The 22,884-nt window shown below is 52.5% G+C and carries 19 protein-coding genes; 10 read left to right on the plus strand and 9 right to left on the minus strand.

Going from position 1 to position 22,884, the window contains the following annotated elements; translation table 11 throughout:
* Nucleotides 1-719: 719 nt before the first annotated feature.
* The gene (locus PRIO_RS19515) at nt 720-2,396 is read right to left on the minus strand and encodes a hypothetical protein (RefSeq protein ID WP_046504242.1); all 1,677 of its coding nucleotides are present in this window, start codon (nt 2,394-2,396) and stop codon (nt 720-722) included.
* 94 nt (nt 2,397-2,490) lie between these two features.
* On the minus strand, nt 2,491-2,697 hold the full coding sequence (locus PRIO_RS35630) for a hypothetical protein (protein WP_231869723.1): 207 nt from the start codon (nt 2,695-2,697) through the stop codon (nt 2,491-2,493).
* A 420-nt stretch (nt 2,698-3,117) separates the two neighbouring features.
* Here PRIO_RS35630 and kduI point away from each other — a divergent pair, with 420 nt between their 5' ends.
* The 3 genes from kduI (at nt 3,118) to kduD (ending at nt 5,558) form a co-directional block, all read left to right on the plus strand.
* Entirely contained in the window at nt 3,118-3,951 is an 834-nt protein-coding gene (gene kduI / locus PRIO_RS19525) for a 5-dehydro-4-deoxy-D-glucuronate isomerase (protein WP_020429209.1), read from the plus strand.
* 34 nt (nt 3,952-3,985) lie between these two features.
* The gene (locus PRIO_RS19530) at nt 3,986-4,741 is read left to right on the plus strand and encodes a DeoR/GlpR family DNA-binding transcription regulator (protein ID WP_020429208.1); all 756 of its coding nucleotides are present in this window, start codon (nt 3,986-3,988) and stop codon (nt 4,739-4,741) included.
* Nucleotides 4,742-4,802: 61 nt separating this feature from the next.
* Nucleotides 4,803-5,558: a 2-dehydro-3-deoxy-D-gluconate 5-dehydrogenase KduD gene (gene kduD / locus PRIO_RS19535; RefSeq protein ID WP_020429207.1), complete on the plus strand. Its 756-nt coding sequence runs from the start codon at nt 4,803-4,805 to the stop codon at nt 5,556-5,558.
* Nucleotides 5,559-5,622: 64 nt separating this feature from the next.
* Here kduD and PRIO_RS19540 read toward each other — a convergent pair whose 3' ends face one another.
* Both PRIO_RS19540 and PRIO_RS19545 read right to left on the minus strand, forming a co-directional pair.
* Nucleotides 5,623-7,047, minus strand: a complete 1,425-nt coding sequence (locus tag PRIO_RS19540; RefSeq protein WP_020429206.1) for an ABC transporter permease family protein — start codon at nt 7,045-7,047, stop codon at nt 5,623-5,625.
* A complete protein-coding gene (locus PRIO_RS19545; protein ID WP_052741495.1) occupies nt 7,044-7,796 on the minus strand; it encodes an ABC transporter ATP-binding protein in 753 nt (250 codons plus the stop codon). The genes PRIO_RS19540 and PRIO_RS19545 overlap by 4 nt, the downstream gene beginning before the upstream one ends.
* A gap of 168 nt (nt 7,797-7,964) precedes the next feature.
* On the opposite strand from PRIO_RS19545, the gene PRIO_RS19550 reads away from it, so the two are divergent.
* The 4 genes from PRIO_RS19550 (at nt 7,965) to PRIO_RS36135 (ending at nt 9,606) form a co-directional block, all read left to right on the plus strand.
* Nucleotides 7,965-8,186: a helix-turn-helix transcriptional regulator gene (locus PRIO_RS19550; protein ID WP_020429204.1), complete on the plus strand. Its 222-nt coding sequence runs from the start codon at nt 7,965-7,967 to the stop codon at nt 8,184-8,186.
* Nucleotides 8,173-8,625 (plus strand): hypothetical protein, encoded by a 453-nt coding sequence (locus tag PRIO_RS19555; RefSeq protein ID WP_020429203.1) that lies wholly within the window; start codon nt 8,173-8,175, stop codon nt 8,623-8,625. Before PRIO_RS19550 ends, PRIO_RS19555 begins: the two co-directional genes overlap by 14 nt.
* A gap of 27 nt (nt 8,626-8,652) precedes the next feature.
* Nucleotides 8,653-9,276 carry an NUDIX hydrolase gene (locus tag PRIO_RS19560; RefSeq protein ID WP_020429202.1) on the plus strand — a complete coding sequence of 208 codons (624 nt, stop codon included), beginning with the start codon at nt 8,653-8,655 and terminating at the stop codon, nt 9,274-9,276.
* Nucleotides 9,277-9,351: 75 nt separating this feature from the next.
* Nucleotides 9,352-9,606: a hypothetical protein gene (locus PRIO_RS36135; RefSeq protein WP_167345643.1), complete on the plus strand. Its 255-nt coding sequence runs from the start codon at nt 9,352-9,354 to the stop codon at nt 9,604-9,606.
* Between the two features lie 78 nt (nt 9,607-9,684).
* On the opposite strand, the gene PRIO_RS19565 is transcribed toward PRIO_RS36135, so the two are convergent.
* Nucleotides 9,685-11,763, minus strand: a complete 2,079-nt coding sequence (locus tag PRIO_RS19565; RefSeq protein ID WP_046504253.1) for a beta-galactosidase — start codon at nt 11,761-11,763, stop codon at nt 9,685-9,687.
* Between the two features lie 187 nt (nt 11,764-11,950).
* Between PRIO_RS19565 and PRIO_RS19570 the strand changes: the two genes are divergently transcribed.
* Together PRIO_RS19570 and PRIO_RS19575 are read left to right on the plus strand one after the other, a co-directional pair.
* On the plus strand, nt 11,951-12,811 hold the full coding sequence (locus PRIO_RS19570; RefSeq protein WP_046504256.1) for an AraC family transcriptional regulator: 861 nt from the start codon (nt 11,951-11,953) through the stop codon (nt 12,809-12,811).
* A gap of 109 nt (nt 12,812-12,920) precedes the next feature.
* Nucleotides 12,921-14,903: a Na+/H+ antiporter gene (locus PRIO_RS19575; RefSeq protein WP_020429199.1), complete on the plus strand. Its 1,983-nt coding sequence runs from the start codon at nt 12,921-12,923 to the stop codon at nt 14,901-14,903.
* A gap of 558 nt (nt 14,904-15,461) precedes the next feature.
* On the opposite strand, the gene PRIO_RS19580 is transcribed toward PRIO_RS19575, so the two are convergent.
* Both PRIO_RS19580 and PRIO_RS19585 read right to left on the minus strand, forming a co-directional pair.
* Nucleotides 15,462-17,201 (minus strand): ABC transporter ATP-binding protein, encoded by a 1,740-nt coding sequence (locus tag PRIO_RS19580; RefSeq protein WP_020427891.1) that lies wholly within the window; start codon nt 17,199-17,201, stop codon nt 15,462-15,464.
* On the minus strand, nt 17,198-18,937 hold the full coding sequence (locus PRIO_RS19585; protein ID WP_046504259.1) for an ABC transporter ATP-binding protein: 1,740 nt from the start codon (nt 18,935-18,937) through the stop codon (nt 17,198-17,200). The genes PRIO_RS19580 and PRIO_RS19585 overlap by 4 nt, the downstream gene beginning before the upstream one ends.
* Nucleotides 18,938-19,095: 158 nt before the next feature.
* On the opposite strand from PRIO_RS19585, the gene PRIO_RS19590 reads away from it, so the two are divergent.
* On the plus strand, nt 19,096-19,965 hold the full coding sequence (locus PRIO_RS19590; RefSeq protein ID WP_046504262.1) for a LysR family transcriptional regulator: 870 nt from the start codon (nt 19,096-19,098) through the stop codon (nt 19,963-19,965).
* Nucleotides 19,966-20,157: 192 nt separating this feature from the next.
* Here the strand turns inward: PRIO_RS19590 and htpG are convergent, their stop codons facing one another.
* Both htpG and PRIO_RS19600 read right to left on the minus strand, forming a co-directional pair.
* Nucleotides 20,158-22,038: a molecular chaperone HtpG gene (htpG, locus tag PRIO_RS19595; RefSeq protein WP_020427894.1), complete on the minus strand. Its 1,881-nt coding sequence runs from the start codon at nt 22,036-22,038 to the stop codon at nt 20,158-20,160.
* A gap of 158 nt (nt 22,039-22,196) precedes the next feature.
* Complete coding sequence (locus PRIO_RS19600; RefSeq protein WP_020427895.1) at nt 22,197-22,826, minus strand: DUF1796 family putative cysteine peptidase; 630 nt, start codon at nt 22,824-22,826, stop codon at nt 22,197-22,199.
* Between the last annotated feature and the right edge of the window lie 58 nt (nt 22,827-22,884).

Consider the following 22,884-nt stretch of genomic DNA (forward strand, 5'->3'; position numbering starts at 1 on the left):
TGCAAGGCTCAGCAGGCGAGGTGCTATTCACCACAAGCGGTGGCATTTTGTAATTGACCCTGAAATACATCCCGCTGTGTACAGACCCCTTAAAAGATTTCAAGGTTTTGAATCCGTCCCTGTGGCAGGAAGAACCAAATCTCCCTGGCGGGTGAATAGCAACCGGGGCTTATGGCCGCACGGATTCCCAACCACTCCAAAATCAGCGGGGGCATGCTGAAGACGGACCGCCCTATTCCTTCACGATTGATCCGCAGCCGTTACGGACAGGAATACCGTTATTGAAGGAAGATTCTTCTTTTCCGCAGGACTACGGACTGAGTGTGCCTTTATTTGTCCCTTTCCCCATCATTCCAGGCCCCATCGAACGATATAACGGCTCCTGAGTCCGTAACTGCTGAAAAAACAAGATTTTTGGCAGAATAAGGGCTCCACGGTCCGCTTCAGTTCGCGGATGGAGCCCCATCCTCCATGAATTCTGCGGCAACTCTTTAAGTGGAAACGGAACGGCTCCCCCCTCAGAACTCGGCCTTCGACGCTCCAACAACGGTAATTCTGCCGTTGTTCGTTTCAAAGTATTTATTCTACAATTTTAAGCAGAATTTTATCCACCTGCAGAAGTAACCATAGTTTCCTATACAACAAAGAACCCGCGGAGGCCACGAGGTGCCTGCGGGTTCTTTTCACATTTCAGAAATCAACTGGACAAGTTCACCTATCTAGCTACTGCTAACCGTATAATGGTCCAATGAGATGGGACTGCCGTTCAGTAGAGCTTTTGTTGAAGTAAGACGATCTGTGCTTAATTGCAAGTGGTCTCCTTTGATGGAGTTATATTGAACTGCCAAGACGGCTCCTGTTTCAAAAGATGGAGCTTGTGCTGCCCGTTCTGCCGCAAATGCCGCAAGATCACCGGTCCCCCGCCCGGCAGCTTCTTTAACGCTAATGGCCTCCACAACCACTCCGCTCCGCATCCCTTGGGCAGACACTTCGAGGTATCCTTCCCGCTCTTTCAGCTGATAGGTATGGGACAGATATACGGCAAAATAGACCTCCCCTGCCTTGCCGAACAGCGCGGCGGGCTCCTTCATCCACTGGCCATTGGGCAGCACACCCACAATCGTGTCCGCTTCACCCTCCGGCACCGGGAACAAGGCCAGGATAATGCCCTGATGATACAGCACCTCCATATAACGGCTCTGATGACGGGGATCGCCCGCGTGATAGCCTTGACCGGGATGGAAGAAATACAGCCGGTTCACGGCATATTCAGGAGACACCGGCAGTGAAAAGGCCCAACGCAGCTGCTCATTGTCAAACTCATCTACACGCTCCCATAGTCCGCCTGCTGCAAAGCTCTCAGTAATATACGCATACGAATGAATCAGCGGCTGCGGGCCCGGATCTTCGGGAACGGCTTTTTGCGTAACCTTGGCGACCTCCACCGGGATCTGCCGGTTCATCGCTGCCGCCCGCACCTGACCCGGCGCTTCATAGAACAGGAATCCGGCGTACTCGGTGCGGGGAATAGCTTGCGGCAGCTTGAAATCCCCAAATTGCACATAGTCGTGCAGCACGTTGCCATCCGCCGGAACATCATGCGGCCAGCCCCGGGAATGCGCGCCCACCCAGGCTCCCTGCAGATAAAACTGGCCTCGCTCCTTCCACAGGTGATCCAGCATTTCAGCTAGCGTACTCTTCAGCCCGCTGTCTTCCTCCAGCTCCCACGCGCAGGTGAATGCCTGCACCCAGTGCCAAAACCACGGCAGACTGCCGTATTCCGGCATTCCCTTGTCCCGGATATACGCCAGTGTTTTCTCCAGGCTCTGCCGCCCGTCTGCCAGCAGTTCCTCATCTTCGAACAGCTTGCCGAAAATCAGCTTCGCCACCGTATATTTGGCCTCATGGTGACCAAAGTGAACCACCGGCTTGCGGTAGAAGCCGCTCCGGTAAATATGCCCGATCGCTGTATGAAAAGCAATCCGCAATCCGGCACCCAGCCTGCTTCCGTAATGCTTGCAGAACCAGACCATCAGGCTGCCCATGATCTCCACGGGCAATTCATGCGGCGCTGCCTCGCGCGGCAGCGGATGCAGGCCGAGCGGCCAATGCCCGTATAAACGGGTGCCAGGCTGCCGGTTCTGCAGCAGCACCGTTTCCAGCAGCACAGCCTCGGCTTTGCGCTTGCCGGCCTCCCGGTCAAAAGGCAGCTCAAAGCCGGGCTCCACCGCAGCAGCAAATAGATATGAAGCATAATAAAAGTTGTTTCGCACATCATCATGGAACCACAGCCCGCTGTCCAGCAGCGGGAGGCGTTCCGCCTCGATTGCGATATTATAGATAATTTCGTTCTGCCGGGCCTGATACGCACCCGCCGCAGATTTAATTTCTCCCACTTCCGTTCGCCCCCCACCATTTCTTTTATTCTAAATATGTTGTTGCCCGCGCATGAGTGGCGGAATCAAAGGTATTTCTGCCTTTGATTCCGGCCTATCCGCAACGTCGAGCCAATTCAAAGGTATTTCTACCTCTGATTTCGCCAAATCCGGTACGCTGAGCCAATTCAAGGGTATTTTTACCTTTGATTTCGCCAAATCCGCAACGTCGAGCCAATTCAAAGGTATTTCTACCTCTGATTTCCGCCAAATCCGGTACGCTGAGCCAATTCAAGGGTATTTCTACCTTTGATTTCGCCAAATCCGGTACGTCGAGCCAATTCAAAGGCACTTCTACCTTTCATTTCAGCGCACCCACCTATTCTGCACGGTCTTGCCGATCGGCAGCATTCATACCGGTGATACCCCCACCCCCGTCACGGCCCTCTGCCAGAAACTCTGCTGCAATCACTTGCCCAGCGGAATGTTCTAATGATTGAATCTCGTTTCCGGGATGACTGCCACGTTCACGCAGAGCTCTTTCCGCAGTCTCTCCAGCTGGAAATTCATTCTTATTCCAGTTCTATTGTGCACGCTTTCAGTTCACATGGCAATATCTAAACCTAATAAATAAACTAAAATAAACGTAATAAAAAAGATTATCTCTTGCAAAATGAACTTATATGGATTAAATTGTACCTATACGAACGAAAATATGTTTGCGAAGGAGATTGAATATTCAATGGAAAGACGTTTCGCATCCCATCCCAATGAAGTGAAGCAATTTGACACCGCGCGTCTGCGCAAGGAGTTCCACATTCCAGTCATTTTTGCTCCGGATGAACTGAAGCTTGTCCTGACCCATGAAGACCGTATGATCGTAGGCGGCGCTAATCCGGTGAATAAAGATGTAGCGCTCACCACCGACCTGAAAGAGCTTGGGGTTACTTATTTCCTGGAACGCCGTGAACTGGGTGTGATCAATGTCGGAGGCAAAGGTTCGGTTGTTGTAGACGGAACAGAATATGAAATAGATTTCAAAGAATGTCTGTATGTAGGGCAAGGCGCCAAAGATGTTATTTTCAAAAGCGCCGACAGTGCCAAGCCTGCCAAGTTCTACCTGAACTCGGCTCCTGCACACCAGTCCTACCCTACTACCAAAACAACGCTGGCAGAATCCGAATCCGGCGCAATGGGCGGTTTGGAGAACTCCAACGAACGTACCATTCACCGCTTCATTCATGCGGGTGGCGTACAAAGCGCACAGCTCGTTATGGGGATGACCCAGCTGAAACCGGGCAGCATGTGGAATACAATGCCATCCCATACTCACCCGCGCCGGATGGAGGCCTACTTCTATTTCGATCTTCCAGACGACTCCATCGTATTCCATCTCATGGGCGAGCCTACCGAGACCCGTCACATCGTAATGCACAATGAACAGGCAGTCATTTCTCCAAGCTGGTCCATCCACAGCGGTGTGGGTACGCACAACTACACCTTTATCTGGAGCATGGCCGGCGACAATAAACGTTATGATGATATGGACCCCGTAGGCATGAAAGAATTACAATAGAACAAAAACAACTACGGAAAGATGAGGCAAGCGGATGAACCCGATACGGCGGCACGAAATGATTATGGAAGTTTTGCTCAACCAGAAGGATGTAACGGTGAACGAGCTGAGCGACAAGCTCCAGGTGACAGGAAAAACAATCCGCGAGGACCTAAGCAAGCTGGAGGAACAGGGACTGATTATGCGCGTCCACGGCGGAGCCGTGCTGGCCCAGAGCGACCAGTTTGGCATTCTGCCCTCCAAGAACCCTTTGGATAAATATTCCGACGAAAAAACGGAGATTGCGCAGCTGGCGCTGGCCCATATTGCCGAGGATGATATTATTGCCCTGGACGGCGGCAGCACCACGCTTGAAATTGCCCGGAGGCTGGACAACATCCCGCTGACGGTCATCACCAATGATGTGTACATCATCAGCGAACTGGTTCAGAAAGACCGCATTCGTCTTGTCGTGCCCGGAGGCTACCGTGTCCGCAATATACTGGCAGGTCCTGAAGCTGTCTCCTATGTCCAAAAGCTTAATATAGAAAAAGCCTTTCTGTCGGCTACAGCCGTTCATATTGAACACGGGCTGTCGATTTACACCGGTGATTTCATCGATTTCAAGCAAGCTTTAGTATCCACTGCCCGCACAGTGTTCGCCGTATGTGACCATCACAAATTCGGGCATACCGCGCTGCGCACGTTCGCTTCATTGCAGGAAGTTGACGTGCTGCTTACCGATAGCGGTCTTGCACAAGAAACTGCCGAGCAGTTCCGGAACGCAGGCGTCAACATCGAATGCGGGTAGAATCAGAATCTATCGAAGCATCGCAGGATGCTCATTAATGTGTATAAAGGAGAGAAATAATATGTCATCTTTATTCAGTTTGGCAGGTAAAACAGCAATCGTAACCGGTGCTGCCCAAGGTCTTGGACAAGGGATTGCCCTTGCATTCGCAGAAGCAGGCGCAGACGTGATCTCCGCTTCCCTCAATGCAAGTGACGAAACGGTAGCCGCCGCCAAAGCCTTTGGCGTAAAAGCCCTCAGCATCGCAGGCGATCTGAGCGATCACACCAAGCTGCAAGGCATGTTCGACGAGGCTGTTGCTTTTACCGGGAAAGTAGACATTCTTGTCAACTGCGCAGGCATGATCCGCCGCACTCCAGCCAAAGACCACAGCGAAAAAGACTGGTTCGATGTCATCAACCTGAACTTGAACACGGTGTTCCTGCTGTCGCAAATCGCCGGCCGCCACTTCCTGGAAAGAGGCAACGGTAAAATCATCAACATCTGCTCCATGCTCTCCTACCAGGGGGGAATCAACGTGCCTGGGTATACCGCGAGCAAGCACGGCGTAGCCGGTTTGACCAAAGCTTTTGCCAATGAATGGGCCGGCTCCGGTCTGAACATCAATGCCATCGCTCCAGGCTATATGGCTACTGAGAACACCGCTCCAATCCGTGCCGACCAGAACCGTGCGGACTCCATTCTCGACCGTATTCCTGCGGGACGCTGGGGAACTGCTGAAGATGTGAAGGGCCCGGCGGTATTCCTTGCCTCCGCTGCCTCCGACTATCTGAACGGCCACATTCTGAATGTAGACGGCGGCTGGATGGCCAGATAACGCCCTATAATACAACCCCCCGGTTGCTTCTTATGAAGCGCAGCCGGGGGTTTAGTACGTTCATTTATAGTCTGCTCATAACCTGAGGACGCGTTATATTGTCTGAAATCTTCATTAGGCAGATCAGATCGCCAAGCAGCAGGATAACGGAATAGATCAGCGTCCACAGGATCGGGCCCGGGGCCAGATAGAGAATCGCCAGTACCGGGAGAACGAACAGAAACGACAGCAGGCTTGTGGCATACAAGCCGTGACGCGGAGTTTGCAATCGTACAGAAAGAATGGCCGCGATTAAAATCATGGATATGGACGACAGGATGCTGACCGAAAACAGCAGGATAAGCTGTGAGGCCGTATACTCCGGGATGGGGGCCAGGTCAGGCATAAGGAGCGGGATCAGCCGGCTGCCCGCCCATGTCAGCAAGGCGGAGACGGCCAGCATGACCGCAGTCACCAGGACCGGAACGGTACACTTGGCAAGCAAGACCGGCCGGAGCTGCAGAGGCGTGGATAACAAGGATTCTCCTGTCTTATAGACCTTCTCTCCGCCAATGGAGTAGGCGATTAAGTTGGACGGTACTCTCGGTATGAGCAGGACGGTCAGAATCACTGCATAGTTAAGGTCGAACGTCCCAGTAAAATACAGCAGCAGACACACAGCAGCAACCGGCGAGAAGCACAGCAGTCCAAAGCTGAGCAGCAATGATTTTAGAGTCATCAGTGCCTTCCATTCAAACTTCAGAACAATGCCAAACTGCGACTTCGGCCGCCTTGAAGAAACACGATGCTTATGCACTCTCTCCGGCTTCCGGACCGTTCCCGGCTTGAAGAAATCCGGCTGCTTCATTCTTGTGACCCTCACCGAATATACCGACAGGACACTTAAGTAAATCAGTGCACAAACAGCCCCCACAGCCATTGCTGAGATCCAGTCAGCGGTCGCGATAACCCCCAGACACACCACGAACAGCAGCCCCAGCGGATAAGCCATCCACGACACCCGGCTGTTGGCCGCCCGCATATCCCCCGATGTTGAAGAAGCATACACTCCCGCAATACAGATTGCGCTGTAATTCAATACTGCCAGGCCCATAATACCAAGCCATTGCCAAGGAAGCAGCGCCGGTTCACCTCTGACCAGAAAGCACGATAACGCGGAGCAAAAGACGGTTATGGTGAAATAACTGACCGCAAATACGCAGCAGAATTGTAACTTCCTCCAAATAATGCTTTTCCCGTTCAAGGGGCTTGACAGGAGCGTTTCCAGGGTCCGGTGCTCCCGTTCACCCGCCAGGCTGTCAGAGAGCAGAGGTCTTAATAAGATAGCCGTAAGCAAAGCACCTATAGTTAAAGACGCTTCTATCCCTTGCGTGAGGATTGGAATAATGATGCCGGTAATGGCGATAGACAGGCCGTAAAAGAGGAGCATCCCTTTTTCCCTGCTGAACTCTTCACACGCTGCGCGAAAAACAGGATAGGATCGTGTCATTTCCGTCCTGCCCCCTGCTCAAGTTCCATATACAGCTTTTCCAGACTGAACTGTCCGCGCTCCATATAGTGTCCGCTGTCTTCCAGCGCTGCAATCAAGCCGGTAAAAATATTCTGCCCATGCCGCAAAACCGTAATTTTATCACATATTTTCTGGACCTCCTCCAGATTATGTGTGGTCATGATGATCGTCGTGCCCTGCTCCTTCGCAAGCCGTAATAACATCGCCCTTAAATCTGCGGTGCTGACAGGATCAAGCCCGTTCGTCGGCTCATCCAGAATGAGGATGCGGGGGTTGTGGAGCATGGCGCGGATCAGGGCGGTCTTTTTGCTCATACCGGTTGAAAGACCTTTTACAAGGGCCCGTTTCTTGTCCTGCATCGCGAACGTCCGCAACAGCTCATCAATGCGTCCATCCGATTCTGCACGGCTCATGCCGTAAATGTCAGCGTAATACATCAGATTATCCAGGACGGTCATGGACTCGTACAACCCAACATCCTCAGACAATACGCCGCACATCCCCCGTACCGTACTCCCGTCCTTAATGGGATGGCTTCCAAACACCGTGACCGTTCCATCGTCCGGCTCCAGCAGCCCCAGAAGCAACCGGAGGGTTGTAGTCTTGCCCGCACCATTATGCCCAAGCAGCGCATAGATCTCCCCCTCCGAGATAGTAAGATTAAGCCCGTTAACGGCAGCCACTCCGCCAAAGGATTTGCTGATCCCTTCAAACCGTATGTCGCCCATACTCCCCCGCCCCACTTTTAAGATTATCGTTATGTATAGCTTACTGCACATTTTTTGTGTAGTCAACTATACATAAATGGTATAGTGAACTTGACTATTCTCCGGTTCGTGCACCATAATATTGGAGTTAAGGTGAACCAAAATGGATCCGAAGGAGGTGGCGTGCCGGTGAAAACAAGAATACGCGAGCTGCGCAAAGAGCGGCGGATTTCCCAGGAGGAATTGGCTAAAGCCTTGCGCGTGACGCGCCATACCATCACTTCGATTGAGAATGAGAAATATACGGCCTCCCTTCCACTCGCATATAAGATTTCCAGGTTTTTCGGCTTGCCGATTGAGGACATTTTTGATTTTTCAGATGTGGAGGATATCGATTATGACATCTTTTGAACAGGAGTTAAGACGGCGGATACGTATAATGACCCTCTATGCGGTTACTATCGGGATAACCGTTATTGTCGCGTTTGTGCTTAAAGCGTTTGTGTATGGCAGCATCGATACGCTTGACAGCTGGGACATCGGGATTCTTGCCGGGTTATTGCTCGGGGCTGAAGTCTCTGCATTCCTCCGTATTGCCCGGCTCCGCAGAGCACTCCAGAGCTCTGAAGTCCTGGAAGCTTTACATATTGCTGAGAAGGACGAACGCAATCGGATGATTGCCCTCAGAACGGCCAGAGCCGGTATGACGCTTACCATTCTCCTGTTATCTTTGTCTGCCGTTGCCGCGTCCCTTATCAGCAAAGTTGTTTTCTTGACTATCGCTATTATATTAGCAGCGCTGTTGGCGTTGTACTTTGTGCTGGCGGCGTATTATTCCCGGAAAATGTAACTTAACTATGCGAAGGAGCCTACTGGTATGAACGAAGAATTACTGGCTACGTTTGATGAGCAAGGCAACCGCACCGGTGCTGCTCCCCGGGACGAGGTTCACCGCCTAGGTCTCTGGCATGAGACCTTCCACTGCTGGTTTGTCCGTAGGGATGCCGGCGGGCTGATGATCTACCTGCAACTCCGCAGCCTGCACAAAAGAGACTACGCCGGGCTGCTCGACATCACCGCTGCCGGACATCTGCTGGCGGATGAGACCGTTGTGGACGGTGTCTGCGAGGTCCAGGAGGAGCTGGGGATCGCGGTGGATTTTGACCAGTTGAAGCCGCTGGGGGTTATCCCCTACCAGATGGATACCGCCGGCTTCATTGACCGTGAACGGGCCCATGTGTTTGTCTACGAGAACCACTATGCACTCAGTGAGTTCACACCGCAGCAGGAAGAGGTCGCCGGAATCGTCCAGGCCCGCTTCGCAGACTTCCGCAGCTTCATCACTGGAGGCAGCAGCAAGCTTCATGTAGAAGGCTTCCGGGTCGAGGGTGACGGTGAACGAATCGTGCTGGATGAGCAGGTGGAGTTCTCTCAGTTGGTTCCGCATGAGCGTGAGTATTATATGCGGGTGATTGAGGGTATTGAGGTGCTGTATGGCTGATGCTATGCAAGGCATTCCGGGCCGGCCGCCCAGAGGGGGAGCGTAATCAGCCTAAATGCCTAACTTGAGCGCAATGTGGTCGGTTTTTCGATTACATTTGGTCCAGATGCCTTCGCCACATCAAATGTGGTCGGTTTTTCGATTACATTTGGTCCAGATGCCCTCACCACATCAAATGTGGTCGGTTTTTCGATTACATTTGGTCCAGATGCCCTCGCCACACCAAATGTGGTCGGTTTTTCGACTACATTTGCTCCTCACGCCCCGCACCAGCTCAATGTGATCGGTTTTTCGATTACATTTGGACCACGCGCGCCTACACAACCATAAACGCAGCGCAGCGACCCTCCTATAACAGGAGAATCGCTGCGCTGTTTAAGTTATATACTTTTTAAAATCTGCTTCGCCTTACGCCTTAACTGCCCCGCGCTTCAGAATCGCCAGCCCGTTCACCGCCAGCTTCAGCTCGCTTGGTGCCGCTGCGCCGGATTCCACATCGGTGTATTCCCGGCCGTCCAGCGTCACTACCTGCTCGGCACCGCTGAAATTCTGCACGAATACATAGTCATGTTCGCCGTCGGTACGCAGTTGAGCGGTTACCCCTACAGGAAGCTCGCTGTTCAGGGTGCGGCTGATCCGCTCCTTGCCGGCAATCGCTGCGTACAGATCCACATAGAATTGCAGATCCTTCACACGGGTTGCCAGATGATACGCCTTACCCGCCCCCAGCTTGTTCACGGTGAGTGCCGGACGTCCGGCGTAGAAGTCGCTGCGGTAATGGCCCAGCGCCTCAGCACCCTCCAGATGGATCAATTCAGCGATCTCATGCGCATCGTATTCGCCGCTCAGCTTCAGGCTGTTGCCCGGGTCCATGACCAGGCCGTTCAGATCGCGGCTGTGCAGCCCCTCGGTCTCCTCAGCCCAGATACCCAGCGTTCTGCGCAGCGGTCCGGGGAAGCCGCCCAAATGGCAGAGATCCGTCTCCCCGACCACACCCGACCAGTAGGTTCCCAGAAAGGTGCCGCCCTGTTCGACATACTTCTCAATCCGTTTGCCGTTGTCTTCGCTGATCAGGTACAGCATTGGTGCGATCACCAGCTTGTAGGCGGAGAAGTCTTCCTCCGAACCGATAATATCGACCGGAATGCCCAGCTCCCACAGCGCCTGATAATGCTGAAGCACCGTTTCTTCATATTTCAGGCCGGAGTTGCGAATCCCCTGGGCATCCTTAATCGCCCAGCGGTTGTCCCAATCATATATAATGGCGGTCTGCACAGGTGTAGTTGTGCCTACTACGTCTTGCAGCTCTGCTAGGGTACGGCCGACTTCGGCAACATCGCGGAAGACACGGGTTTCGGCGTGGCCGCTGTGGTCAATTACAGCACCGTGAAATTTCTCGCTGGAGCCGCGGCTTTTGCGCCATTGGAAATACTGTACAGAGTCCGAGCCGTGGGCAACCGCCTGCAGCGAAGACAGCTTGTGCATACCGGGCCGCTTCAGCTTGCTGACCGACTGCCAGTTCGTAAGCGAAGGCGTGCTTTCCATGAGCAGGAACGGCTTGTGCTTAAAGGTGCGGTACATATCATGGTGCATCGCCGTCCAGGCCGCGAGCCGGGCATCGTCATTATCTTCGGTATATCCCCAATCCGGATAGGCGTCCCAGGAGACAACATCGAGGATTTTGGCCAGCTTGCGGTAATCTACGCCGTCAATATTGTGCATGTTGGTGGTTACCGGCAGCTCGGGGTTATACTCACGAACAGAATCAATCTCATGCTGGCAGAAGTCAATCATCGATTCGCTTACAAAGCGGCGCCAGTCCAGATTCAGGCCGTGAACCTGCGTTTCTCCATGCGGGGCCGGGGACTCTACTTGATTCCATGAGGTGTACGTATGGCTCCAGAACGTCGCCCACCAGGCATGGTTCATTTCATCCAGGCTGTTGTTATATTTCACCTTCAGCCAGTCCCTGAAGCTCGCTTGACATAGATCACAGTGGCATTCACCGCCGTATTCATTCGAGATATGCCAGCCGATGACAGCCGGATGATTCGCATACCGTTCAGCCAGCTTGCCGTTCAGCAGAGCTGTCTTCTCCCGGTACACCGGCGAAGTGTAGCAGTGGTTGTGCCGGACGCCGTGCAAATTGCGCACACGGTTTCTTTCTACCCGGAGCACTTCCGGATATTTCTCTGACATCCAGGCGGGACGCGCTCCGCTCGGGGTAGCCAGAAAAGCATAAATTCCGTTCTCAGCGAAGGTATTGAGAACGCTGTCCAGCCAATCAAAGGTGAATACACCTTCCTCCGGCTCCAGCGATACCCAGGAAAAGATGCCAACAGACATTACATTGCAATTAGCCAGCTTCATCATGCGGATGTCCTCACGCAGCACTTCAGGATATTTCAGCCATTGCTCGGGATTATAATCGGCTCCATGCAGCATGACCGGAAGCTTGCTGCTGACCGGGGATAATTTCATATTCATTGGTAGGTTCATCCTTTCGGTAGGTTGTCCATGTCCAGATGGGATTATTCTCTGATATGATGTGAGGACAAGCCCTGTCTATTTCATGAATCATTCTTTATACTGTATATAATATAGGATAAAAACATTCAAGCAGTAGGAGTATATACTCGCTTTACTAGCACAAAATGAATACGAGGTGACCATCATGCTCCCCTTCTCGCTAATTGAAATGCCGCGCGACCCGGACCGTTTCCCCTTGTACCCCTATTCGGTCGGCCGGCACAACCAGTACCATCATGTCCGCCCCGGCGGTTTTCCCGTATACCAGATCTTTCTGATCCGCAGCGGAAAAGGCTTGTTTCGGGACCTTGAGACGGGTGCGGAAACGGTACTTGAACCCGGTATGGCTTTTGCTTATCCGCCGGACCGGGGCCATGAATATTACCCGCTGTCCCTGGAGCCCTGGCATGTGGGCTTCATCGGCTTCCACGGGGACCTCTCCCAGGGGCTGCTGGAAGGAATCGGCATGCAGCCTGCCGCCCCTCCCTTGCGCCCGGAGCGCTTCGAGGAGTGCTGGGAACAGGTGGGCACCATCTGGCACACTGTGAACCAGCAGGCCAGCCGCCAGGATGAACAGGTGATGCAGGAGTTGTCTGTAGCGCTCTACCGGCTGCTGCTGCTGCTTCGCCGCAGTGTTTCTGACACCGGCCCCTCTGGACGGCTGGAGCTGGAGAACGTACGCAATGAGGCTTTGCAAAAGGCGGTAAGCCTGATCAATGAGCATTTTACCGAACCGCTGCTGGTCTCTAATCTTGCCGCCGCCGTAGGCTATTCCGTACAGCACTTTCAACGGCTGTTCCTGCAGGAATACGGGATTACCCCGCACAGATATTTACAGAATCTCCGCCTGGAGCGCGCACTGCAATTAATCCGCGAGAATGCCGATATACCCGTACAGGAGATCGCGCTGAATCTCGGCATGGAGACCAATTATTTTATCCGTGTCTTTCGGAATACGTATGGTTGTACACCGGGTACGATGCGCAAGCGGCTGCATGAATACTAGACAGAGATACCAAGTTGTGACGCTGTGAATTAACGGAGTACGCGTTCAAGAAGATTACGTTTATCCAGCGGACACACAAAGACAATACACTAACAAGGTGGTAGAAGCTGTGGAGATTTTTGAATTCATCTTACTCATGCTGGCGGCAATCGCGTTATCCAATTTGCTGAACCGGTTTATCCCATCCGTTTCCGTCCCTATTATTCAGATTGCGCTTGGGGTTGGGATTACCTATCTGCCGCTGCATTTTGAATTAAGGCTGAACCCTGAGCTGTTTTTACTGTTGTTTATCGCTCCCCTGCTGTTCAACGACGGGCGCCATTCAGACAAAGAGGCGCTGTGGAGCCTGAAGAAACCCATTCTTTTATTAGCGCTGGGCCTGGTATTTATGACGGTAGCCATCCTGGGCTTCTTTCTGAATTGGCTGCTTCCTGTGATTCCGCTGGCTGCGGCTTTTGCGCTGGCTGCGGCACTCGCTCCTACCGATGCTATAGCCGTTGGCGCCTTGGAGGAGAAAATCCAAATCCCCCACCAAACGATGAAAATCCTGGAGGGAGAATCACTGATCAACGATGCTTCGGGGCTGGTATCCTTTCAGTTTGCTGCCGCAGCGATGGTAACCGGCGCTTTCTCCTTGCGTTCGGCTAGTTTGAGTTTTGTAGGAATATCTATCGGAGGCATTGTGCTCGGGCTTTTGCTGACCCTTGTGAAATATGTATTTGTGAAGTGGCTGCGCAGATTGGGCATGGAGAATGTTACGCTGCATATGCTGATTGAGGTCTTAACCCCCTTCGCAGTGTTTCTGGCGGCTGAGGAGCTTGGAGTCAATGGAATTCTGGCAGCAGTCAGCGCGGGCATCGCCCACTCCTTTGGCTATAAAAAATTAGACCCCGAGGTTGCCAGACTGAATATTGTTTCCAAAAGCACCTGGTCCGTCATCATTTATGTTCTGAATGGACTGGTTTTCCTGCTGCTCGGCACACAGCTCCCGGAGATTATCCGGACCATCTGGAGCAGTTCCAGCCTTGGACATGCCCAGGTGATCAGCTACACGCTGGTGTTGACGCTTGCAGTGCTGACCCTGCGCTTTATCTGGGTTCTCTTCATGAAGTTTCCTGGAAGCAATGAACAGATGCCTGCCCGGGGGCATAAAATCAGAAACGCGCTCATCCTGAGTCTGTCCGGTGTGCGCGGAACGATCACGCTGGCAAGCACCTTGTCGCTGCCGTTTCTCCTTGATAACGGGAACCCGTTTCCGGAGCGGGATCTGATTATTTTTCTGGCGGCGGGCGTCATTCTCTGGACCTTGCTGGCGGCGAACTACCTGCTGCCTCTTCTGATCAAAAATGAAGCGGATTCCGAAAACGACGAATCCCACATTGAAATCGAAATCCTTCGCAATGTTGTGATTGCGTTAAGTGAACAGACAAATGACGAGAACAGAGCGGCCATCAGCAAAATTATCAATACGTACAATTCGCGGATCCGCAAGCTGAAAAAGGAAGAAGCTGCTGACAGGTTCCAGCGCCCATTGATTATCCAGACGCTCAAATGGCAAAGAGAGGACATCCTCCAGGCGATCCAAAACAAAGAAGTGAACCCCTTCATGGCATACCGCTATTTGCATAGACTCAATAGAACGCTGTACCGGTTCACCAAAGATGAACAATACAGAACAGACCTGCTGGTGCTCCGGCAATGGATGGAAGTATCCGGCATCCTGCAGCAGGCCAGATTAACCTTTCAGGAGAGACGGGCAGCCGTAGATGCCTTCCGGATTCGCAGCCTCCACTATGTTATTGTGCAATTAAAGAACATGCTGCCGTCAGCGGGAGCCGAAATTGAGGATGTCAGCTCTTTGCTGCTGCGTTATGAACGGATGCTCAGCAGATATACACGAAATGAAGCTGAGCCTTCGGCCAAAGAGGACTTCGATTCAACTCTGGATGAACTGGCCCGGGTGGGCATCCAATTGGAGAGAGACCAGATTCAGCACATGTTCGAATCCGGCAAGCTGTCAAGGGCAGGTATGAAGGGGATGAAAAGCAACCTGCTGCTGATGGAGCATGACCTCCGGGAATTAACCCTTTGAGCGGGCCGGGCTAATTGCCTGCCTAAGCGGTCCGCAGGAGGAAATCAGCAGTGGCGGATAGATTGCCTGCCTGAAGAACAAAACGGCTGTGACGTCCCCTACGGACAGTGCAGCCGTCTTGTATTTCAGTCTAGGGTTATTTTTCGATTTTGGGATTGGCCGTGACTATAGAGAATGTTTGGTCTTCCGCCCGCTGCTCATCTGCAGATTTCTTGATTGTTTACCGCTGTCGCGGTTGAAATCCGCAGACAAAGGCGGACCTTACCACTCTGTAAGCATCCAAACTTCTCCTCCGCCACTTTCCCCTTTATTTTTAGTATTTCAAGTTCAATCTATAGCGCTTGCGAAGAAGCCGGATGCTCCAACAACGGTATTTCTGCCGTTGTTCGCTACAAATTTGTCCAAAGGTGTTTATCCCCAAATTTTTGCACATTTTATCCATAAGCGGAAGCAATCATAGTTTCCTATACAACTAAAAAAACAGCTGCCAGCCCTGGACCTCATCCTCAAGTCGAGGCCGCAGCTGTTTTTTAATGCTTTTCCTCTATGTCTAACTAATTACACTGCCGCGAATTGGCTGTTATACAGCCGGGCGTAATGGCCGCCGCGTTGCAGCAGCTCCTCATGGGTGCCGCTCTCGACGATATCGCCGTCTTTCATATAGAGAATGACGTCTGCCTCGCGAATCGTGGACAGCCGGTGGGCAATCACGAAGCTGGTGCGGCCGGAGATCATCGCCAGAAAAGCCTTCTGGATACGGGCTTCTGTCAGCGTGTCGATACTGCTGGTCGCTTCGTCCAGGATCAGCATGGGCGGATCGGCAAGCATGACACGGGCGATGGTGAGCAATTGCTTCTGCCCCTGGGACAGATTATCCCCTGAACCGGATATTTTGGTGGCATAACCTTCGGGCAGCCGCTTGATGAAGCTGTGGGCATTCGCAGCCTTGGCGGCAGCAATCACTTCTTCCTCAGCCGCCTCCGGCTTGCCGTAAGCGATATTGTCGCGGATCGTTCCCCCATACAGCCAGGTATCCTGCAGCACCATTCCAAAATTGCGGCGCAGGCTGTCGCGGGTAATCGCCCTGATATCGGTACCGTCCAGCTTGATGCTGCCGCTGTCCACATCATAGAAACGCATCAGCAGGTTGACCAGTGTAGTTTTCCCGGCCCCCGTCTGCCCGACGATGGCCACCCGTGTGCCCGGTTTCACCTCCAGGCTGAAATTTCTGATCAGCGGGCGCTCTGGCGAATAGGCAAAGCTCACATTGTCAAATTGGATCGTCCCTTGGCTTATCCCCAACACGCGTGCGTCTTCAGCATCCTGGGTTTCCGGGGGCAGATCCAGAATCGCAAAAATCCGCTGGGCCGAAGCCGTTGCCGATTGAAGCTGGGTGATGACACCGGTAATTTCATTGAACGGCTTGGCGAACAGGTTCGAATAGATCAGGAAGCTGGAAAGGTCCCCGACTGTAAAATGCCCCCCGATAACCAGAGCGCTGCCGATCATGGCAATCACAGAAAAAGTAATATTGTTCACCAGCCGTGTACTGGGATTGGACAACGAACCGTAGAATTGGGCTTTGACACCGGTCTGGTACAGCTCATTATTCCGTCCGGAGAACTCCGCGAAGCTGTGGTCTTCATAACGGAAGGCTTGCACTACCTTCTGGCCGCCGACGATTTCCTCCACGTATCCGTTAAGTCCGCCGAGAATTCTGGCCTGCTCGCGGAAGAGCTTCTGGGATCGAGTAGTTATGAACCGTGCGACATAAAAGGCGGCCGGTGCCGACAGCAGCACAACCAGCGTCATCACCGGACTGATGTAGAGCATCAGACCGATCGCTCCGGCAATGGTCACCACTCCGGTAAGCAGGGTAGAAAAACCTTGCAGCAATCCGTCCGAGACCGCATCCATGTCGTTCACGAACCGGGATATGCTGTCTCCCTGCGGATGGTTGTCATGGAACTTCAGCGGCAGCACGTTCAGCTTGTCGAACAGCTCGCGCCGCAAATCATAGACTGTCCGGTAGGCGATCCGGTTGGTGTAGTAAGTCAGCAGCCAGCCGAAAAAGCTGCCGGCGATATAGACCGCAGCCAGAATCAGCAGCAGCCGGAGGACCTGATCAAAGTCCACTTGTCCCAGACCGGCCATCTGATCGACTGTCCGTCCGATTAGAAGCGGCCCGATCAGGCTGGCGACTACGCTCAGTATGGCACAGAACACAGCGGCAATGGCAATGCCCCGGTGTTGTTTGGTATATACTATAATTCTTTTCCAGGTTGCTCCGGCATTCATTGTGCCCCCGCCTCCTCTGTAGAGAGCTGGGACCCGCAGATGTCCTGGTATACGCCGCAGCTCTCCAATAATGCTTCATGTGTGCCAATACCGGCAATCCGGCCTTCGTCAAAGACGATGATTACATCCGCCTGGCGTACAGTGCTTACCCGCTGGGAGACCAGCAGTACAGTCATTGCCCCGCTGCTCTCCTTCAGTGCGCGGCGCAGCGCCGCATCCGTGGCGAAATCCAGTGCGCTTGCCGAATCGTCCAGAATCAGGATTTGCGGGCGCATGGCAACCGCCCGGGCGATGGTCAGCCGCTGCTTTTGCCCGCCGGACAGGTTCAATCCCCCACGCGCAACCGGAGTCGCCAGCCCTTCAGGCAGCTTCTCTATGAACTCTTCGGCCTGGGCGACAGAGGCGGCGGCCAGCAGCTCCTCCTGCGAGGCATCCTGCTTGCCCCAGCGGATATTGTCCGCAATGGTACCGCTGAAGAGTGTAGCCTTCTGCGGCACGATGCCGATTTTCCTCCGCAGCTGCTCCAGCCCGTAATCCCTGACATTTACTCCATCCACCCGTATCTCTCCCTCCACCGCATCATAAAAACGCGGAATCAGATTCACGAAGGTTGACTTCCCGGAGCCTGTGCTGCCGATCAGCCCTACGGTCTCTCCCCGGTTAATGGCCACTGAAATATCATGCAGTGCCAGCTCACCGGTGGTGTTGTAGCCAAAGGAGACATGCTCGAAGGTGATCGCCGGAGCCTGCTGACCGGTCCGGGGAAGTGAGTGATTCCCGGTATCCAAAACGGAGGCTTCCGTACCCAGCACTTCATTCACACGGTTCGCCGAGGAAGAGGCCTTGGTGAAAATAATAACCAGATTCGAGACCACAATCAGCGCCAGCAGAATCTGGGTCACATAGTTGATAAATGCAATAATTTCCCCCTGGGACAGCCGCCCCGCATCAATGTGGATGCCGCCTGCCCACAGAATGGCAATAATCGCTGCGTTAACCACCAGCGTTGTCATGGGCCCCAGCCAGGCGGAGATGCGGGCGACGCGGATTGCCGTCGCTGTGAGATCCTCCGAAGCGGCATCAAAGCGCTGCTTCTCACTGCGGCTCTTGGCAAAGGCGCGGATCACGCGGATGCCGGACAGGTTCTCGCTGAGCACAAGAGCCAGATGATCCAGCTTCTGCTGGTATTTGCGGTAGAGCGGTGAGCTGCGGGTGATGATGAAATACAGAATCACACCAATTACCGGAGTCGCCGCAAGCAGGATCAGCGAAAGCCGGAAGTCGAGAATCATGGACATGATAATTGCCCCGATACAGATGAACGGGGCGCGGATGACCAGTCGGATCAGCATCGCCACCGCAAGCTGCAGCTGGTTCACATCATTCGTGATCCGGTTGATCAGCGAAGGGGTGCCAAAGGTATCCAGCTCGGCATAGGAAAGCGCTGAAATATGCTTAAACATCTTATTGCGCAATGATGTGCCAAACCCCTGTGAAGCCCGGGCAGCGTAATACTGGCATACCATGGAACAGCTGAAGCCCAGCAATGACATCAGCACCATCAGCCCGCCCATCCGGTACACATACGCGCTGTCGTGGCGGCCAATCCCGTTGTTGACAATCAGGGCGACGATGGTTGGCAGCAGAAGTTCAAGAATCGCCTCCAGCAGCTTGAAGACCGGTCCCAGTATCACTTCTTTCCGGTAGGGTTTAAGAAATACAGCCAATTTGAACACAGTAATCCTCACCTAACTTTATTAGTATGTAAGAGCTATGAAAATAAAAGAAGACCCGTTATGATTATGTCATACCTGCTTACATATTAATAATATTGGTTTCATATCCATGCGATACGATTCGCATATGGCAGAGAACACAAACCGGAGGTACACTTATGGATATCCGCCAGTTGAAATATTTTTTGGCGATTGCCGAAGAAGGTCAAATTACATCGGCGGCGAGAAAGCTGCAAATGGCGCAGCCGCCGCTTAGCCAGCAGCTCAAGCAGCTGGAGGAGGAGCTTGGCGTGGTGCTGGTGGAACGCGGTCCGCGGAGCATTCAGCTGACAGAAGCGGGAATGATCCTCAGGGAGCGGGCACAGCAGATTCTGGAGCTGACGGACTCTACCACCCGGGAGCTGAAGGATTTCGTAAAAGGCGTATCCGGCACACTTTCCATCGGCACCGTATCCTCTTCGGCAGCTACCTTGCTGCAGGACCGGCTGGTAGAGTTCCATCACAACTATTCAGGGGTGAAATTTGAAATCCATGAAGGCAATACCTATCGGATTATCGATCTGTTGAACAAAGGCATTGTCGAAATCGGCATCGTCCGCACTCCGTTCAGCAGCGCAGGCCTGGAATGTGTCTATACGGTGTCTGAACCTATGATTGCCGTGATGGCTCCAGAATATGACTGGACGGGCGGGAAGCCTGAGATTGAAATCGGTGAGCTCCGGAACCAGCCGCTTATTGTTTACCGGCGCTTTGAGCAGCTTATCCGTGAGACCTGCCTGGAGAACGGATTTGATCCGCAGTTCTTCTGTATGAATGACGATGCCCGCACCACCCTGCTTTGGGCGAATGCGGGCCTGGGGATCGGCATCATTCCGCGATCGGCTTTCACGCTCGCCAGCAACAGCAATGTGGCAGCCAAGGAAATCCGCAGCGATTCCCTAAATACCCGGGTCGCCGCCGTCTGGATGAAAGACAAGTATCTGTCCTCCCTGGCCGCGAAGTTTATTGAGAACTTCAGCAGAGCATGATGTGAACCCCAGAACAAACCAGCCTCCGGCGCTTCAACAACGGCATTTCTGCCCTTGTTCCCGGGCGCCCCGCCTAGCAGGTGCAACTTTTCTTCTCACGCTTCTCCCGGCTTCTATTTGCGCAAAAAACCCGCCCCGGCAATCACCGGAGGCGGGTCCATTGTATTTAGCGCAGGGCGGAGCCGTTGCGGATTACACCATGATTTTGCAGATATCATTGGTGAACTGCACAGGATCATTTACCTGCAGGCCTTCGATCAGCAGCGCCTGATTGTACAGCAGGTTCGTGTACAGGCCAAGCTTCTCCTTGTCCCCTTCGGCTGCAGCCTTCAGGGATTTGAAGACATCATGATGGATGTTGATCTCCAGCACCTTGTCCGCCTGAACTTCCTGGCCGTTTGGCATCGCTTTGAGGATTTTCTCCATTTCGATCGTCAGTTCGCCTTCCGTGGAGAGGCAGACCGGATGGGATTTCAGGCGTTTGGAGGCTTTGACGTCCTTCACTTTGCCGGACAGAATGCCCTTCATGGCTTCGAACAATTCCTTGTTCTCGTTTTCTTCCGCTTCCGATGGTTTGTCCTCGGCATTTTCTTCAAGCCCTAGATCGCCGCTGGATACGTTTTTGAATTCTTTTTCCTTATAGGACATGATCATCTTGATGGCAAATTCATCGATATCGTCCGTGAAGTAGAGGATTTCGTAACCTTTGTCCGAGACCATTTCGGTCTGCGGCAGCTTTTCGATCCGTTCTACGGATTCCCCGGAAGCATAATAGATATACTTCTGGTCTTCCGGCATTCTTTCCACATATTCTGCCAATGTCACCTGTTTCTTCTCCTTGGAGGAGTAGAACATCAGCAGATCCTGGAGAGTTTCTTTTTCCATGCCATAGTCATTATAGACTCCGAACTTCAGCTGTCTGCCAAAAGAAGTATAGAATTTCTCATATTTCTCTCTTTCATCCTTCAGCAGGCTCTGGAGCTGGCTCTTGATCTTGCTCTTGATATTCTTGGCAATCAGCGTCAGCTGGCGGTCATGCTGCAGCATCTCACGGGAGATGTTCAGCGACAAGTCCTCGGAATCGACCATCCCTTTGACGAAGCTGAAATAATCCGGCAGCAGATCGGCGCATTTATTCATGATCAGCACGCCGTTGGAGTAGAGCTCCAGGCCTTTTTCATATTCCTTGGTGTAATAGTCAAAAGGTGTGTTCTCCGGAATGAACAGGATCGCATTGTAAACCACCGCGCCATCGGCACTGATGTGGATATGCTTCAGCGGCTTGTCGAAGCCGTAGCGTTTCTCTGTGTAAAAGTTATTGTAATCCTCATCGGTCAGCTCGCTTTTGTTCTTCCGCCAGATCGGTACCATGCTGTTAACGGTTTGCTCTTCCTTGGTTTCCTCGAACTCGTTTTCGCTGCCTTCCTTCGGCTTGCTGCTGGTAATCTCCATCTTGATCGGGAAACGGATGAAGTCAGAGTATTTCTTGATGATCGATTTCAGGCGGTATTCTTCCAGGAACTCATCGTAATTGTCTTCTTCGGTGTTCGCTTTGATCTTGAGGGTAATCTCGGTTCCTACAGTGTCCTTTTCCGTCGGCTCAATGGTGTAGCCGTCTGCCCCCTGGGATTCCCACTTGAAGGCCTGGTCGCTGCCCAGCGCCTTGCTGACTACCGTCACATCCTCTGCCACCATAAAAGCGGAATAGAACCCAACCCCGAACTGCCCGATAATATTGTGGCCGTCCTTCGCTTCATTATCCTTCTTAAAAGCAAACGAGCCGCTGTTGGCGATAATCCCCAGGTTATTCTCCAGCTCTTCCTGGGTCATCCCGATCCCTGTATCGGAGATGGTCAAGGTGCGGCTTGCCTTGTCGGCGGCCACTTTAATGTAATAATCCTCTTTATTGAACACCAGGCCTTCATCGGCCAGTGCTTTGTAATAAATTTTGTCAATGGCATCGCTTGCATTCGAGATCAGTTCCCGCAGAAAAATTTCGCGTTGCGTATAAATAGAGTTAATCATCATTTCCAGCAATCTTTTGGATTCCGCTTTAAACTCTTTTTTGGCCATGAATAAGTAAATCTCCTTTCAAAAATAACCTCTGATGGTTTCCGGCTGATTAGCACTCCAGTGCGAGGAGTGCTAACACTTCCTTTTATATACCATATTCCTGTTTTTGATGTCAATATATTGCTGCATACCGGAACCCTTTTTTGTGCCAAAGAAGGCTAGCGGACGGTGAATCTATCTAATATATTTTTCCACAGATCGTCATTATCGTGAAACTCATCAGGAACCCCGGGGATCTGCAGGGCGCACACATTCGGAAAAGGCCACGGGGTTTCAACAATACCGCCTACCGGGGCCTGATTAATTACCAGCACATTAAATTCGCCGGACACCAGCTCTCTTAGAACATCCAGCAGTTCCGCCGTTTCATGTATCGTTCCTTCCGTCCGGATAAATAAAATCCGGTTAGCGCTCCTGAGCGTCTCCAAAAACCGTGGAACACGCCGGGCAATCTTCTCCCTAAGCTCCGGGTAGCTCACAAGCTGGGTAGGTGTATTCTGATTCAGCGGAAAATCATGGTGGGAGAAGATATAATACGCCGCATCACGTACAATATAGCATTTGGCCTTTTCATTAATACCGGTAATCGCCAGATTGGGCAGTTCCATAAAATTCGAAAAACGGTTCCGCAAGAGGTTGCTTACCCCGGACAACGCAGGTGACTCCACCCAGTCGAGAACACCCCCGTTTTTCCTCAGCATATGACGCGACAATTGGTCTGCGGCCAGACAATTCCGTCCCAGGCTAAAAATGATATCATAGGTTCCTTGTATCTCATTAAAATTCATGTCCATTCCCCTCCCGCATTGTTTACTATATTTAATTATGCAAATAAAAAAGGGATTG

This window comes from Paenibacillus riograndensis SBR5 (genome assembly GCF_000981585.1).
Lineage (GTDB): Bacteria > Bacillota > Bacilli > Paenibacillales > Paenibacillaceae > Paenibacillus_AQ > Paenibacillus_AQ riograndensis.

Coding starts and splice junctions, on each gene's coding strand:
- kduI (WP_020429209.1), top strand. CDS start 3,118: ATGGAAAGACGTTTCGCATCCCATCCCAATGAAGTGAAGCAATTTGAC.
- PRIO_RS19530 (WP_020429208.1), top strand. CDS start 3,986: ATGAACCCGATACGGCGGCACGAAATGATTATGGAAGTTTTGCTCAAC.
- kduD (WP_020429207.1), top strand. CDS start 4,803: ATGTCATCTTTATTCAGTTTGGCAGGTAAAACAGCAATCGTAACCGGT.
- PRIO_RS19540 (WP_020429206.1), bottom strand. CDS start 7,047: ATGACACGATCCTATCCTGTTTTTCGCGCAGCGTGTGAAGAGTTCAGC.
- PRIO_RS19545 (WP_052741495.1), bottom strand. CDS start 7,796: ATGGGCGACATACGGTTTGAAGGGATCAGCAAATCCTTTGGCGGAGTG.
- PRIO_RS19555 (WP_020429203.1), top strand. CDS start 8,173: ATGACATCTTTTGAACAGGAGTTAAGACGGCGGATACGTATAATGACC.
- PRIO_RS19560 (WP_020429202.1), top strand. CDS start 8,653: ATGAACGAAGAATTACTGGCTACGTTTGATGAGCAAGGCAACCGCACC.
- PRIO_RS19565 (WP_046504253.1), bottom strand. CDS start 11,763: ATGAATATGAAATTATCCCCGGTCAGCAGCAAGCTTCCGGTCATGCTG.
- PRIO_RS19570 (WP_046504256.1), top strand. CDS start 11,951: ATGCTCCCCTTCTCGCTAATTGAAATGCCGCGCGACCCGGACCGTTTC.
- PRIO_RS19580 (WP_020427891.1), bottom strand. CDS start 17,201: ATGAATGCCGGAGCAACCTGGAAAAGAATTATAGTATATACCAAACAA.
- PRIO_RS19590 (WP_046504262.1), top strand. CDS start 19,096: ATGGATATCCGCCAGTTGAAATATTTTTTGGCGATTGCCGAAGAAGGT.
- htpG (WP_020427894.1), bottom strand. CDS start 22,038: ATGGCCAAAAAAGAGTTTAAAGCGGAATCCAAAAGATTGCTGGAAATG.
- PRIO_RS19600 (WP_020427895.1), bottom strand. CDS start 22,826: ATGAATTTTAATGAGATACAAGGAACCTATGATATCATTTTTAGCCTG.